The organism is Pradoshia sp. Z6_59, assembly GCF_058267515.1.
Genome location: NZ_JBZCPP010000009.1, coordinates 126477 through 142048, shown reverse-complemented (window position 1 = coordinate 142048; position 15572 = coordinate 126477). Strand labels below are relative to the sequence as shown.

The 15572-nt window shown below is 37.8% G+C and carries 14 protein-coding genes; 3 read left to right on the top strand and 11 right to left on the bottom strand.

Annotated features, from left to right (window positions below; all coding sequences use genetic code 11):
* Positions 1-173: 173 nt before the first annotated feature.
* The 3 genes from AC4D4B_RS11525 to AC4D4B_RS11515 all read right to left on the bottom strand — a co-directional run bounded on the left by AC4D4B_RS11525 (position 174) and on the right by AC4D4B_RS11515 (position 5283).
* Positions 174-2030: an ABC transporter ATP-binding protein gene (locus AC4D4B_RS11525; protein WP_490996503.1), complete on the bottom strand. Its 1857-nt coding sequence runs from the start codon at positions 2028-2030 to the stop codon at positions 174-176.
* A complete protein-coding gene (locus AC4D4B_RS11520; protein ID WP_490999968.1) occupies positions 2020-3753 on the bottom strand; it encodes an ABC transporter ATP-binding protein in 1734 nt (577 codons plus the stop codon). The genes AC4D4B_RS11525 and AC4D4B_RS11520 overlap by 11 nt, the downstream gene beginning before the upstream one ends.
* 180 nt (positions 3754-3933) lie before the next feature.
* On the bottom strand, positions 3934-5283 hold the full coding sequence (locus AC4D4B_RS11515; RefSeq protein WP_490996502.1) for an APC family permease: 1350 nt from the start codon (positions 5281-5283) through the stop codon (positions 3934-3936).
* Positions 5284-5761: 478 nt separating this feature from the next.
* Here AC4D4B_RS11515 and AC4D4B_RS11510 point away from each other — a divergent pair, with 478 nt between their 5' ends.
* Positions 5762-6571: an SDR family oxidoreductase gene (locus AC4D4B_RS11510; protein WP_490999944.1), complete on the top strand. Its 810-nt coding sequence runs from the start codon at positions 5762-5764 to the stop codon at positions 6569-6571.
* A gap of 106 nt (positions 6572-6677) precedes the next feature.
* On the opposite strand, the gene AC4D4B_RS11505 is transcribed toward AC4D4B_RS11510, so the two are convergent.
* The gene (locus tag AC4D4B_RS11505; RefSeq protein ID WP_490999943.1) at positions 6678-7484 is read right to left on the bottom strand and encodes a GNAT family N-acetyltransferase; all 807 of its coding nucleotides are present in this window, start codon (positions 7482-7484) and stop codon (positions 6678-6680) included.
* Between the two features lie 370 nt (positions 7485-7854).
* Complete coding sequence (locus AC4D4B_RS11500) at positions 7855-8868, bottom strand: LLM class flavin-dependent oxidoreductase (RefSeq protein WP_490999942.1); 1014 nt, start codon at positions 8866-8868, stop codon at positions 7855-7857.
* Between the two features lie 179 nt (positions 8869-9047).
* Between AC4D4B_RS11500 and AC4D4B_RS11495 the strand changes: the two genes are divergently transcribed.
* Positions 9048-9317, top strand: coding sequence for a DUF1292 domain-containing protein (locus tag AC4D4B_RS11495; protein WP_490999941.1), 270 nt, complete (start codon positions 9048-9050; stop codon positions 9315-9317).
* A gap of 99 nt (positions 9318-9416) precedes the next feature.
* Here the strand turns inward: AC4D4B_RS11495 and AC4D4B_RS11490 are convergent, their stop codons facing one another.
* Genes AC4D4B_RS11490 through AC4D4B_RS11465 form a run of 6 tightly spaced genes read right to left on the bottom strand, consistent with a single transcriptional unit; the run spans position 9417 to position 13493 of the window.
* On the bottom strand, positions 9417-9929 hold the full coding sequence (locus tag AC4D4B_RS11490; RefSeq protein WP_490996497.1) for a DUF5085 family protein: 513 nt from the start codon (positions 9927-9929) through the stop codon (positions 9417-9419).
* A 2-nt stretch (positions 9930-9931) separates the two neighbouring features.
* Positions 9932-10375, bottom strand: coding sequence for a DUF5085 family protein (locus tag AC4D4B_RS11485; protein ID WP_490999940.1), 444 nt, complete (start codon positions 10373-10375; stop codon positions 9932-9934).
* A 28-nt stretch (positions 10376-10403) separates the two neighbouring features.
* Positions 10404-11150, bottom strand: a complete 747-nt coding sequence (locus AC4D4B_RS11480) for a hypothetical protein (RefSeq protein ID WP_490996495.1) — start codon at positions 11148-11150, stop codon at positions 10404-10406.
* 23 nt (positions 11151-11173) lie between these two features.
* Positions 11174-12775, bottom strand: coding sequence for a T7SS effector LXG polymorphic toxin (locus AC4D4B_RS11475; protein ID WP_490999939.1), 1602 nt, complete (start codon positions 12773-12775; stop codon positions 11174-11176).
* Positions 12776-12790: 15 nt separating this feature from the next.
* A complete protein-coding gene (locus AC4D4B_RS11470) occupies positions 12791-13075 on the bottom strand; it encodes a TIGR04197 family type VII secretion effector (protein WP_490996493.1) in 285 nt (94 codons plus the stop codon).
* Positions 13076-13082: 7 nt separating this feature from the next.
* Positions 13083-13493, bottom strand: a complete 411-nt coding sequence (locus tag AC4D4B_RS11465; protein WP_490996492.1) for a YwqH-like family protein — start codon at positions 13491-13493, stop codon at positions 13083-13085.
* Between the two features lie 431 nt (positions 13494-13924).
* On the opposite strand from AC4D4B_RS11465, the gene AC4D4B_RS11460 reads away from it, so the two are divergent.
* Positions 13925-15490 carry an esterase/lipase family protein gene (locus AC4D4B_RS11460; protein ID WP_490996491.1) on the top strand — a complete coding sequence of 522 codons (1566 nt, stop codon included), beginning with the start codon at positions 13925-13927 and terminating at the stop codon, positions 15488-15490.
* The last annotated feature ends 82 nt before the right edge of the window (positions 15491-15572 follow it).

Below are 15572 nucleotides of genomic sequence, written 5' to 3'. Positions count from 1 at the left end.
TGGGCCGATGATAGATAGATGAATGAAAGGATAAATAGTATCAGGGTCGTCTTTTTTTTCAGAGCAATCGAACTCCTTCATAAATACTATTTTAATAGTAGCATATAATTTCCACATTATTTACATATAATTCAATAAAAAATCCTGCGGATCAATTACCACAGGATTTCCCATTATGAAGTCTGGATATTTTTATACTGGCTTTCATACATTTCACTGTATCGACCTTTATGACGTAATAATTCTTCATGCGTTCCACTCTCTTTGACTTGGCCATCATCAATGACCATAATCATATCTGCCTCGCGAATCGTACTAAGCCTGTGTGCAATCACAAAGCTGGTACGTCCTCTCATCACTTTACGCATAGCATTCTGTATGGCAAGCTCTGTTCTCGTATCTACACTGCTGGTCGCCTCATCCAGAATCAGAATTGCTGGATCCTTTAATATTGCCCGGGCAATAGCCAGTAGTTGCTTGTTCCCTTGGCTGAGATTTGCACCATTTTCTAGAAGCATCGTATCGTAACCATTTGGAAGTCTTGTAATAAAATAATGAGCATTCGCCGTTTTGGCAGCTTCAATCATTTCTTCATCTGTAGCATCCAACCGGCCATATTTAATATTCTCTTTAATGGTTCCCGTAAATAAATACGTATCCTGCAGCACAATCCCAAATGTATCTCTTAAGCTCTCTCTTGTATAATCACGAATATCTACTCCATCGATTAAGATGCTCCCTTCAGATACCTCATAAAACCTGGTTAAGAGATTTGTAATAGTGGTTTTTCCTGCACCAGTTGGCCCCACCAGCGCATTGTGGCTTCCCGTCTTTGCTTCAAAACTGACATTTTTTAAGATGGGGTGATTTGCTTCATATCCAAATGAAACATTCTTAAACGTTACATTTCCTACTGAATGCCGGAGGGGAACCGCATGCTCACCATCTTTTGTCTCTTCATTCTCATCAATCACCTGAAATACTCGTTCAGCACCTGCAACTGCAGACTGAAATAGATTGAATATATTGGCCAAATCATTTAACGGCCTTGTAAACTGCCTTGAATAGCTGACAAAACTGGCAATCACACCAATCGTTACAGCTTCATTTACAGCCAAAATACCGCCTACAATAGCAATTGCAGCCAGTCCCAGATTATTAATTGCATTCATTAATGGCATTAAATAACCTGACCAGATTTGTGCCTTCCTCCCTGATTCAAACAATTTACCATTGATTTCTTCAAACGTCTCGACCACTTGATTTTCCCTGTTAAAGGCTTTAATAATAATCGTTCCGGATATCGTTTCCTCTATATGTCCGTTCAATTTGCCTAAATGCTTTTGCTGTTCCCGAAATAAAACCCGTGTCCGTTTAGCAATCATTTTCGTCAGCAAAAACATAAATGGTATTGTAATACATGCAGCCACTGTCAAAATAGGGCTCAATATTAGCATCATAATAAATGATCCCGTTATTGTGATGACCCCACCCATCAGCTGTGTAGTCGATTGAGAAATACTACTGCTTACATTATCGATATCATTGGTAACTCTGCTCATCATATCGCCATGAGCATGTGAATCAAAATAACCGATTGGTAATTTAAGCAGCTTTTGAAATAGCTTGCTTCTTAAGGATTGAACAACCCGCTGAGAAACTCGGGCCATCATCCAGCCCTGGAGCAAACTGGATATTCCATCCGTCACATAAACCACAGCCAAAATAAGAATCATCATATGCAATAAATTCAGGTCAACTGATTCCTTCGCAATTGTATCGACTGTTCTTCCAATCCAATAGGGAACAAATAAGCTGATGGCTGAACTAATAACTACAAAAACAAAAATAATCCACAGACTTCTCTTTTCAGACCCAAAAAATCCCCAAATCCGTTTAAGAGTTCCCGTAAAATCCTTAGGTTTTTCTACAGGAGCAAATCGACCCGCACCATGGCCATGGCCTCTTCCACCTGGTTTCGGCATTTGCGGCTGTGAGGGCTTGCTTCCATTCTCCGATTTATTTGCCATGGCTAACCATCTCCTCACCTATTTGCGAACGTATAATTTCCTGATAAACCGGATTATGAGTTTTTAACTCTTCATGATTTCCAATGCCTACTATTTTCCCGTTATCCATAATGATAATTTTATCAGCATCCATAACAGAGGTTATTCGTTGAGCAATCAAAAAAATAATCGACCCTTTCGTTCTTTCCCCCAATGATTCCTTTAGTTGCTTCTCCGTGACCGCATCAAGTGCACTGGTTGAATCATCAAGAATTAAAACAGATGATTTTTTCAACAGAGCTCTGGCAATCGATAATCTTTGCTTTTGGCCACCGGAAAGATTGATTCCGCCCTGACCAAGATGAGTATCATATCCATTGGGCAAAGCCTCTATGAATGTATGGGCACAGGCTGCCTTGGCTGCCTGTACCACCTCTTCCATACTGGCATTCCCATTTCCCCAACGTATATTTTCTTTAATCGTTCCCGTAAATAACACAGATTTCTGAGGTACATATGCCACAGACTCTCTTAACAGTGCTGGATCCATCATTTGAATATTAACCCCATTCATATAAATGGCCCCTTTAGAAGGTTCATACAATCTAGGAATCAAGTTAACCAGACTGCTCTTTCCTGATCCGGTTGAACCGATTATTCCAACCGTTTCTCCCATATTTACATGAAAGGTAGCATCTTTTACTACAAAATCCTCCGTTCCAAAGTATGAAAAGCTGACTTGATTAAAAAAGATACCTTCTTTTTCAGTAGCTTTTGCAGATGTATCAAGTGTTGAAGGAGGATCCTCGGTATTAAATACTTCTCCAATCCTTCCGGCAGATACCCTTGCCCGGACAAAGAAATTAAATATCATTGAAATCATCGATAATGATACTAAGATTTGAGTCATATAGTTCACATAGGCAACAATTTGTCCAACCTGCATCTGTCCATCATTTATATTCCAACCGCCCACTAAAAGGACGAGCACAATTCCAAAATTCACGGTTAGCATGATTCCAGGGCTAAATACAGACATTACTCGCATAGCTTTAATAGAGGTTTCTGCCAAATCATCATTCCGTTCTTCAAAACGCTCCTTCTCAAACTTAGAACGATTGAATGCCCTGATCACCCGTATGCCGGATAAATATTCTCTCATTACCCCGTTCAAGCGATCTGTCACTTTTTGAACGCGGATAAAGAAAGGAAAGCTAAGTTTCAGATTCAGCATAATGATACACGCTACAATCGGAATGATAATTAATAGAATCCATGATATAGAAGCATTTAAACGGACTGCCATGATAATGCTTCCTATACAAATCAATGGTGCCTTCACCATAATTCTCATCAAGCCGTTCACAAAAACTTGCACCTGTGTTATATCATTTGTAAGCCTTGTGACAAGAGTTGCCGCTTCAAACCGGTTCATTTGCACGAGTTTTAGAGATTGAATTTTTTTATATAAATCGGAGCGAAGTTCGGCTCCCATTTTTTGCGAAATATTACTGGAGATTATATTCCTGCTTATTGCACCCAACGCACCTATTGCCGTAACAACTAGCATTACTCCTCCCATTTCCAATACAAATGAAAGGTCCTTATTTGCTACACCTTTATCAATCATCGTTGCTAATATCGTGGGCAGAAGCAAATCACAAATAGCTTCCACCATTAAAAATAAAATCGCAATCGTAAATAAAACTCCATATTTCTTAATATATTTTCGTAAATACCCCATACCTTCACCTTTTTTCGTTACCGACATATGACTACATCCTTATTTTGCTAAAACCTTTTCAATCATACAAGTAAAAAGCCCAATTTACCTTTTCGTTTAAAAATAGTTTAGGAGCTTTTTTATACGTATAGATAAAAAAACACACGGAATTTCCAATCGGAATCCCGTGTGTTTTCTTACTTACATATTTGATTTCTTAAGATAAAGATATACCGGATAACCCAATGCCGTAATCGCTAAACCAATTAGAGAATATAAGGTATCAGTAAAGACTGTACATACCAATATATATACTCCACCGATGATTCCGACAAGCGGAACAACTGGATAGAAAGGCACCCGATAAGTCGGAACTAGGTCCTTACGCTTTTTACGAAGGATGAAAACCCCGTAAATGGCCATTACAAAGAAAATCCATGTGGCGAATAAGGCCAGAGTAGACAATGTATTAAATGATCCAGATAGAATATAAATTATCGATAAGACCACTTCAAAAATAAAGACATTAATCGGTGTGCTAGTACGGCTTTCAACGCGTCCCATAACATGATGGAACGGGAAGATCTTGTTTTGCGCCATCGCAAATGGCACCCGGACACCTGTCATCAAATATCCGTTCAATGTACCGAATATAGAGATTAGAATCCCTATCGAGATAATCGCTGAGCCGCCGCTTCCAAAGAGAATGAGAGCAGCATCCGTTGCTACTTTTTCTGTTGAAACTATCTCCTGAACAGACATAACAGAGAAAAAGGCTACGTTTATTAGGACATAAGCTGCAATAATAATCGTCATTCCAAACAAAATAGAGCGTGGTAAGTCGCGCTGAGGATTTTTCATTTCTCCAGCCATATTTCCAACACTCACCCAGCCTTCATAGGCAAACAAAGTTCCTAGGATTGCAGCACCGAAGCTGGTTAGGGTAAAGCTATGAACAGATTCTCCCGAGAATAGTGATGCTGTTTCTTTCCCCATTCCATGAATAATTCCAAACACGATAATGGCAATAATCGGAATCATTTTAGCTATCGTAGAAATAAACTGAATCCTGCCTCCTAGTTTAGTTGAGATGATATTTAGTGCGGCCACAAATACTAAAATACCAATAGCTAAGAATTTTTGTTGGAGGTCTGTCATAGGCATAAAATACGTTGCTTGTGTGGCAAAAACGATGGATAGCGCCGCTAAAATGCCTGGTATATAGATCAACGCTTGTACCCATCCAAAGAGGAAAGCAACTTTTTCTCCATAAAGCTCCTTCAAATAAGCGAATACCCCACCTGTCTCCGGTATAGCTGAGCCAATCTCAGCCAACGTCAGAGCAGCTGCAAGAGTAATTAATCCCCCAAGTAACCAAGCTATAATAGCCGCCACTGGAGAACCGGCGCTTTCCAATACTGGAGTAGCTTTAAAAAATATACCTGATCCAATTACAACCCCAACTACAATGGTTAAGGCTTCTTTCAAACCAATCTCTTTCTTTAAAACAGCTCCCGCTGCATAGATGTTTTTCTTTTGATGTTTTGACATGGCTTAATTAATCCTCTCAAATTAAGTTCCTCATTTCACATATTCAAAATGTTATCTGAAAGAGAGAAGTTATTCAAGAGGATATTGGCGAATTGATGATATTAATATAGCAAAAATTCTTTTATTCATTAGATGAATACCTAAATTATTCTATAATATAAAAATTATTACAAATCATTCTTCTCCCTCTATGACTATTACTTGTTTTCTCACTATATTAATTAGCAGAAAAAGATTGCTATCCTGTATGCGTCCCTTTTTGTTGCATACTCCTACCAAAATTATGGATTATCATACATATTTTATACAGTCGACGACCGATTAGCTGATCAATCAATAGTTAACAGTCTTAAATAAGACTTGGGCGAAATGATAAAATAACGCTTTCAATAATCGCAAAATTCCTTCACTTAAATTATCTCCGTACTTCTAAAACCGTTATAATAAAATTAAATAACAAACAGGGGGTTTTAGAATCATGGAAAAACAAGTTTATGTCATCACAGGTGGATCAGGTGGAATGGGTAAAGCTACTGCTGAATTAGTCGGCAAGAAAGGGATTGTCCTTCTGGCAGATGTTTCGAATGAACGTTTAATTCAAACAAAAGAAGAATTAGCAACAAAAGGAATTACAGATGTACATATCCAAACTGTTGATATTACTTCCAGGGAAAACGTTGAAGCTTTAGCAGAAAAAGCTGCTGAACTTGGGACATTAAAAGGGTTGGTACATACAGCTGGTTTATCTCCTACAATGGCAGATTCCAGACGTATTACGGAAGTTAACCTAGTAGGTACAGGCATTGTTTTAGAAGCTTTCCTACCTTACGCTACAGAAGGAACGGCTGTTGTATGTATTTCATCCATGAGTGGTTATATGCCTCCACGCCAAGGTCCTTATATTGATGTACTAAAACATCCATTAGCTGAAAATGTGGTGGAAACAATGGAGCAATTTGCTCAAGGGAACCCAGGCGCTGCTTACAGCTTATCTAAATTAGGTGTACAATTAATTGTGGAAGAACAGGCATGGACATGGGGAGAAAAAGGAGCACGTATAACATCTCTATCTCCTGGTACAATCAATACCCCAATGGGCCGCCAAGAAGCAGCTAAACAAGCAGAAATGAAAAAGTTGCTTGAGATTACACCTTTACGTCGTGAAGGAGAAGCCAAAGAGATTGCTACTGCTGTAGAATTTTTACTAAGTGATGCAGCTTCTTATATTACAGGCATCGACTTACGTGTTGATGGTGGTACGGTAGCAAATCTAGCAAAACAAAAATAAATCATAATACAATAATATTCTTTAGCACCCTGAACGGTAGGTTTTAATCCTAAATTTCAGGGTGCTCTTTATGGATATCTATGCTCTCCCCGCACTTACAGTCTAACTATCTATCTTTCTTAAATCTATACATCATCCAATATCCAATATCAGCAAACCCAATTCGTTTATATATAGCACCCGCATTAGGATTGTCATAAAACAAACATATTTCCTTACCCTCACTTAGAAGCTGTCTGCACAACTTAACCATGCATTTCGTTGCATAGCCCTTTTTCTTATAATCTTCTAAAGTAGCGACAGCAACTACCATAGCTGAACGGGAATTTTCTGCCGTAGTTGAAGCGGATGAAACAATTTTCCCATCGTCAGAAATATAAACACAACGCGAGAACCCATCCTTTAAACTTTTTCGTTTTTCTTCTACTGGTGTGCTTGAATTTTTAAATTCCGGAATACTTTGCAGTAACTCAACAATTCGTTCTGCATCCTCAGGTGCAGCATATTGGACTTTTGCCGTATCTACATAGCTGGCTTCAGAGTTTAAAGCTTGGCATTTCGCATAAAATGTTTGCCTTTTATTTAGAACTCTTTCTTGTAAATAGGGCTCCATATTCGCAGTAACTTCCTTTAAGCCAGACATCATGGAGAAATCAGGGTCATCAAGCATAATATCAGCAAATCCCTTAGCATCAAATACATCATTCTCAGCATATGCGATATAGTTTTCTTTGTATTTTAAAAGAATGGCAACCAGATTCCCTTCCGTATCAAACTCTCCCCAAACCTTTTGGAAATCTTCCTCGTACCCATATGCTTCAATATCACCGATTAAAAATAGATTCTCTGCAGGTCGCTTATTAATAAAAGTCGAACAAACAGCATGATCTTCTTTGGTTAAACGCTTAATCACTTCCTTCACTCCCTCACAAAAATATAATGAAAGCAGCCGATTATACATCTTATAGCCAGATATATGAGCCCAGTCAAATTCAATCGATAATCTAGTCTGCGAAAAAGAAAACGAGCTAATTTCAGTATGATTTCAAATATTTTAACATAATTACCCATTTAATTGGGCTATCATTCTATTTATTGTCTTGCTTAATAAAGAGTCTTCCTGCACTTACTTACTGCTGATTTTTTAATTCAACTATTTAATGGTTTCTAATTACAACCGAGCTCTTACCGGACAAATATGGTAGCTAGAGCTCTATTTGCTATAAAAAAACATCGTATCCACACGGTTGAGAATAAACCGGCGGATACGATGTTTTCTTACATTATTGACCTTCAACCACTTCTTTTAATATTTCGTAGGAACGCTTTTGTTTGTCCTCATCAAAGATATAGGATACAGCCATGATTTCGTCCACATTATATTTTTCCTGGAATTGGATTAGCTGTTCACGGATGGAAGCCTTCGATCCTAGTAAAGTGACACTAGACATCGATTGAGCCATTTGCTTTTCAGGTCCTCTCCATAACTCATCCATATTTTCAACTGGAGGACTTAATGGATTTTTTGTCCCGCGCACAACATTTAAGAAAAATTGTTGCATTGTTGTAGATTCCAATTCTGCTTCTTCATCACTCTCGGCTGCAATAACATTCAGGCAGACCATCATATAAGGAGCACTTAGGTATTCAGATGGCTGGAAGCGACTTCGATAAATATTGATGGCTTCTTCCAAATAAGTTGGAGCAAAATGAGCTGCAAATACATATGGCAGACCCAATTTAGCAGCAAGAACAGCTGATTCCGTAGAAGAACCTAAAATATAGATAGGTATATTTGTGTCTACACCAGGGTACGACCTTACATAGCCCTGCGTCTCTTCCGGTCCCAAATAGGTTAACAAGGATTGTACGTCTGAAGGAAATGTGTAAACGGAATCCTTCTGTGAACGTCTTAATGCACTCGCCGTCATCATATCTGTTCCAGGCGCTCTTCCCAAGCCTAAATTCAACCGATTTGGATAGATGGTTGCCATTGTTCCAAACTGCTCCGCCACAACTAATGGAGAGTGGTTAGGCAGCATGATACCACCGGATCCGACCTCTATTTGATCTGTATGCTCCAATATATGTTTAATTAAAATAGAAGTGGCAGAGCTGACCATTGTAGGTGTATTGTGATGCTCAGCAACCCAATATCGCTTATACCCCATCTTCTCCGTAGCCTGTGCAAGCTCAACCATTGAGTCGATTGCTCCCTTTGCATCCTGGCCTTTGCGAATAGGAGCTAAATTTAGTACAGAAACAGGTATATTTATATTAATATTATTATTTGTCATATAGTTTAAATCCTCCATCATAAAGTTTCCATTTAATAGTAACAATTAAATGACAATAAACAAACATTCTTGCTTGAACAATCCTTTTTCTAAGCTTCGCACCTGGGTATTAATAGTTGTTTTTCCTATCAATAATGGATATACTAAGCGGACAAGTAAATCGTTAAAGGAGTAATCAAATGGCGAAAATTGAAGTGGGAGAAATCCTTGTATTAGAAGGCGAAAATGGACAGGAAGAAGAAATTGAAGTACTAGGTACATTGGATGTAGACGGAGCAGAATACGCTGTTACCGCACTCGTGGAAGAAATCAAACTCGAAACAGAAGATGATATGGAAATATTCTTTTTCCGTGTTGACGAAGACGGTGAGCTTCACGAAATTGAAAGCGACGAAGAATTCCAAAAGGTCGCAAGTGTACTTGAAAAGAACATGAAACATTCTCATTAATTTACAGAAAAAGGTTGTCCAGATGCTTAAAGCACAAGGGACAACCTTTTTTTGTTCAAAGACAAAATATATATGATGGATTGAAACAAAATAAAAGCATTATTTATCAAATAAACTTAAAATAGAATCACTTAACTCTGAATCATCAAACGCGTCTTCCTTCTCCACTTCCCTATACACTTTTGCCTTTAGTTCAACCCAATTACTTACATCATCCCCCCTAAATATATGAAAGATGGGAGAGATAATCTGATATTCCTGCTGAATAGCATAACGTAAGAGCTCATCCAACGCATGTTCTGTATTGATTTCAAAATTGTTATTCACTCGGGTCATTAACATATCATCAATAAAGAAATAACTTTGAAACATTAAATCTGTTTTTTCAGCAGACACATAGGATTGTTCGACAGGCATATAAATGTCTATCAAAATCCTTTCATCAAACGGGATATTGTATAGAGCATAAAAAAGCGGTCCTTTAACGGTCAAACCGGCATTCACTAATCTTTCATTAAAGTCCTCTAACGCTTGATTAAGCTGACTGTAATGGATTTCATATGTATGCCAAACCACATTCTTGTGCATAATTGTCTCATTTTCGATAACCATGCTTACCCTTCTTTCACTATGGCATATATATCCATCATTACGCTATCAAACGCATCAAAGCACACATGATAAAAAGAATCTTCTAATTCCAGTTCATTTTGTTCTGCATATGCCTTCAAAAGTCCATATGCTTCCTCAAGCTCTTCTATTTCTGCACAACGCACATAGATAGCTGGAGTAAGCTCTAAAAAATCTATTTGTTTGAAAGGGGCGCCTTCTTCCACCTCTACCATCTCATTCAAACCAATATAATACGTGTATTTCCCAAACGCAGGTTCATTCTCTACTTCTTCCGTCTTAAAAATAACCGGACTCGTATAATAAATATCACTTTTAACCAAATTATTTCTCAGGCTTAACGCAGGAACAAACCATTCCTCATGCGGAATTGTTTCCTCCACACTTATCACATTCCGAATCACCATGGATTCTTCTCTTACAATCATGCCCCCAACCCCTTATCATGTTTAGATATTATCTATAAACTTTCTTATTTGATTTTCTTGATTTACGCGGTGGAGAAACCGAAAAGGAGGGAAATCTAAATACCCCATAAGCGGCAAGGATAAATTCACATACACCAATTAGCATACCAATAAACAATACAGAAAAAAGTATTACATAGAATGTAAGTTCAAAGTTCCCTAAAAAACCATTTCGTACAAGTACAGTAAAAAATGATATCAGAACAAAAAGAACTGGCAGTCCCAATGTTACTGATACACGCTTAGGTGGTTCCGTATCCCCACTCTTAATTAATTTCGCTCTTTTTACAAAATAAAAGAAACTAATAATATGAATAATCAACCCAACAATAATCAAAAAGGGAATAAATATCAATTCAACATCATCATACCCTTTATCTTTATAGAACAAATACACAGTAAGATAAGGCTCAACAGCGACTTTATAAGTTAAAATTACCATGCCGACCATCAATACCTTCTGATTAAAAAGATTTTTCTTTCTGCAAAATAACAGGAGAAATAGGTGAAAAATAAATAAAGCTGCTTCTAAGTAAAAAATATAATGAATAGCAGGAGATAAGGTATCCCATCCAACAGTGCTTTCTTCATTTGCAACAAAATAAGCTACACCTACAACAAATACTGAGTAAATAAGGATACCAAATAGATACCTTCTAACATTATCAAATGTTAATCTACCGTCTTTCACCTCATACTTTATGTTCGTTAAATTAGTTTCAGTAAGTCCAGCCATACTATATCAACACTCCAGATAGTTTATTTAAACCACTTAGTTAAACTCTTTCCAATCTCTTTAGTTGTTTGGGAAATGGAATCAACGCCCTTATTTACAAAATCTTTTGTGTGTTCTGTCACACTTTTTGGTGGTTTTCCATACTTTTTATTAACAATTAAACTTGCTCCAAAGCCCACACCTGCCCCTAATACAGTACCAAGCGGAGGTAAAAATGCAGATCCTGCTAATGCTCCTGCAGTCGTAGCTCCTGCGCTAAACGCTGTATCAACAGCTGTCCCTACAACAACCTTCTGAGTGTCTCCTTTATATTTTTTATAGTTATCATTGAGCATAACCCCAAAACTTAAAGGTCCCAGTCCCTTCCCTAAAATCTTCATTCCTTTGCCAAGGTTATTCATTCCTTTAGTACTCTCATTAAATGTATCAACCATATTTCTATATGCCTGACTTGGATGCTGCCAGGTTGGTATATCTGTGATAACTTTTTTTACTGATGTATATTTCTTTCCTATAAATTCATCGTTGAACGTAGTTGCCACCACTTTAATTGGATTTGTTTTAATCTGATTTCGTAATTCTCTATACTTTACAAATCCCATATTATCTTCAAATTCCCTTAACATTGCCAGCTTACCACGCTCTTGTGTAAAAACCTGCATGGCTGACTTAAGTTCATTAAAGTGATTACCTGTAAAAGAAGAGAATTTATACCGTTTCACATGATTAAAAAATGTTTTGTAATTGAATTTATAAATAGTACTTTGAGCAAGAATATTATTAAATTTTATTAGCTGTCCTTTCGTTAATGCATTTGCTCCTTGAAGAACCAGCCTACTATAATCGCTTGGATTTACCTTAGCAGAGATATAAAATTTAGCTAAAAGTTCAGTTGTATCGTTCGCCTTATTAAGGTATTTAGAGAATTTTTTATAGACACCATAACCAGCATTTAGCGCCACGAAGAAATTCCCATTCTTTGGCTGTTTCGATGTTCCTTTCACTTCATAATCATTCAAATCTAAATCTTTCATGCTGTTTTGTTTATGGCTTATTTTTACGTAATTATTCAGTTTAGTATTTAACTTTTTTACTTTTTCTCTACTTTCATTGACCTTCTTAAGTGCATTCCTGTCATAGTTGTAGAGATCTTCGTTTACGTTCTTAATATATTTACTGGAATTTCTTATGGTCGTTTCAATAGATGCTATGGAGGGCATATATACCGATACCAAATCCGATACTTCTCTTACTGTTTGCTCTCCCTTATCATGTGTGGTTATCAGATTCTTTTCAATACTAAGCACCTTTTTGTCAGTTTCATTTAAATGATCCTCTGTTAGGATCGCTGTTTGGGATTGGTCTACATTTTGAGTGAATTCTGAGTGGATATCATTGAGGTTAGTTTGCAAAAGACCAATTGTGCTTTGTAATTCTGTTACTATTTTTCCATGCACAGACCGAAAATACTCCTTAGCTGTATCAGCCGTTTTACCTTGGAAAGAGTTCATTTTCTGGATATGATTTATTTTGTTTTGCACTTGTTCCAATTTTCTCAGGGTGTCTTTCATGTTGCTATTAAACTCGGATTTTAGATCCGTCAGTTCTTCCTTAGCAACCTTCACTTTCGCTTACCCTCCTTAAGGCATATTCATCTTCATGGATTGACTGATCTTTTTATCTTGTTGTACCATTTCCCGGCCAGTAGCCTGAAGCTTGATTAAATCATGATCTAATAACTCACAGTATACTTGTAAGGTCTCGTATAATTCCTGTATCACCTCAAGCTGTTCCTTCATACTTTTAAGATCTGTATGGCCAGTGGAAAATCTCATTGGCTTAAAGGCCGACAAATTAGACTTAGCCATGATCACCTGATTAACTGTTGATTCAAACACCTGTTCATTTATCGATACTTGGCCCATTGACCCGTCACCCTTCTCTCAGCGATAAAATAGAATGTGATAAATTAGAAATACGTGATTGATAGTGAGAAATATCACTGCGACAGTTTTCAATTTTGTTCATGACTCTTCGAATTTCCATTTCTATCGCTGTTTCTATATCTCTTATATCCTGTAAATAAGATTGAAGAGAACGATCGATTGTATGTATTTGGTCTTCGTACTTATTTTGGGTTGTTCCCTTCCAAAGGCGCGGATTGATATCCAACTGTATGAGGTTTCTTTTATACGTACTCGATTCCTGAATAACCTCAATCATATTGTTTTTAGCTATTTGTAATCTCTCTAACTCATCCTCGTACATCAGTATTTTTCTTCTACTATCAGATAGACGGCTTTGCGCTTCTGATCTTTGCCTGAGCAAGTCAGACTGTTCCATCTTTTATCACATCCCTTACATCAATCAGAGAAATGGTCGTTCATATTCACTACTGTATGATATAAAATTTTCTGACAAATTTCCCAGTTAATCAATAGATTTGACAAAGAATCAAACTATTAACCTACAATAAAATGTCAATTATAGTTAATTTAACCCAAAATTTTCAAAAGATAAACTTATGTTTGTAAAGAAATACAAAATTAATGTATATTTAAAAAAAGATTAAACCTCAACTAAAACCATTTAAATGAACTATCCACCCAAGGAATCCATCTCTGCCAACAGACATGCACAACAACTCTTCCCTCATAAATCCTAGAACTCAGCACACTCATAACATTAGCAATTTCACTTGAGCCATTAGCTTCAAAATACACAACCTCTTTGAATTAAGTTTTTATAAAAAATTGATTTGAATGGAGGAAATTATGAAGAACAGTCTCAAGAAACAAATTGGAGTTGTTATATCAGCCACACTTCTTATCTTGTCATTTAACCTGCCCGAAAAAACCTCAGCAGGCAAACTGAAACCACCCGGCGAAACCTTCACACCTGGCCAATGGTTCCTCGGTGATAAACCAGCGAATTTAGACCCCAAGAAACCTCCGATTGTTTTTGTCCAAGGGAAAAATGGCAGTTCAACCAGTTGGTACGGTGAAACGGAGTATCATGGCGTAAATGATATGTATACAAAGGCATATGAAGCCGGATACCAAACTGCCTTTGTCCAGCTGTATGATGCAGCCGGAAATGGGTCGGAAAATCAGTATACGAACGGAGAATTACTTGCATCGATGCTGGCCGATATCTCGCGTCACTTCAACGGTCAGAAAGTAAACATCATCGCTCATAGCAAGGGCGGACCAGATACTCAGGCAGCGCTCATCCATTATGGGGCCCACCCCTATGTCGGCAGGGTCATCACATTAGGGTCACCCCATCGTGGCTCGGAGCTGGCAGACTTATCAAATAGTTGGTATGCAGGATGGCTTGGGGATTTGTTAGGTCAAAATGATGCCGGAACTTACTCTCTGCAGGTTGGAGAAATGGCGAGATTCCGTTCTGTCACAGACGGCCATACGAACAGAAACAAGAATAAGTACTATACCGTGGCAGGAACGGATCATGGACCTGCTTTCTCCGCTCTATCCCTGGGAGGCGCCTATTTATCTTCCTACGGGGATAATGATGGATTGGTCACTGAATCAAGCTCCAAACTATCCTATGGTACACATCTGTTTACGGACAGCTCAATTGACCATGATAATATTCGCATGGGCTCTAAGGTATTTTCACGAATTGAACCTTACTTGCGTAGTGCCACTGTCGCACAAACTAAAACCACAACCGATCTTCCCAATCAATATGAATCAGCTATCCAAAACACATCGTCCCACTATATTCATGGGGATGCCTTAGCCCAAAATCAACTTATAAAAAAAGAGATCTATATTCCTGAAAAAACTACCGGTACAATCTCAATCTATACGGCGAGCCCATCCACTGTTATTGAACTAGTTTCACCGGATGGAACCATTATTCCCGCCTTCTTAAAGCCAACAGCCGACCAGATGATTTTTTCCGGTGCCAGCTTATATACCTTTAACATTAAAGAATTCACCCCTGGTACATGGACTGTACAAATGAAGGCAAAGGAAGCAGATGATGCGTATCTATTAGCCTCTACCTTTAACGAAAAGGATGTATATAAGCTCGATATGGCCGGAACTGGCAAAGCAGAGCAAACCGGATTCACCATTCACACTCCTAAAAATGCAAATACAAGCAGCATGACCATTAAATTCATAGATAAAGATGGGGTTGAGCTAACACAAAACATCCTGCCGAAGACCACCAACGGAGCCGATATTTCTGCTACACTGCCAAAGGTTCCTAAGCCCGGCGTCTATAATATGACGATTGATATCAAAACTAAGCACCCTAACGGCGAAGAATCTATTCGCACCTTGGTGAGATCTGTTTACATTGACTAATTATAGAAACAACCCTCTTATGTTTATCTATCAGGGGGTTGTTTCTTTTTTGTATTCAGGTTATAAAGTGACCACAATACAA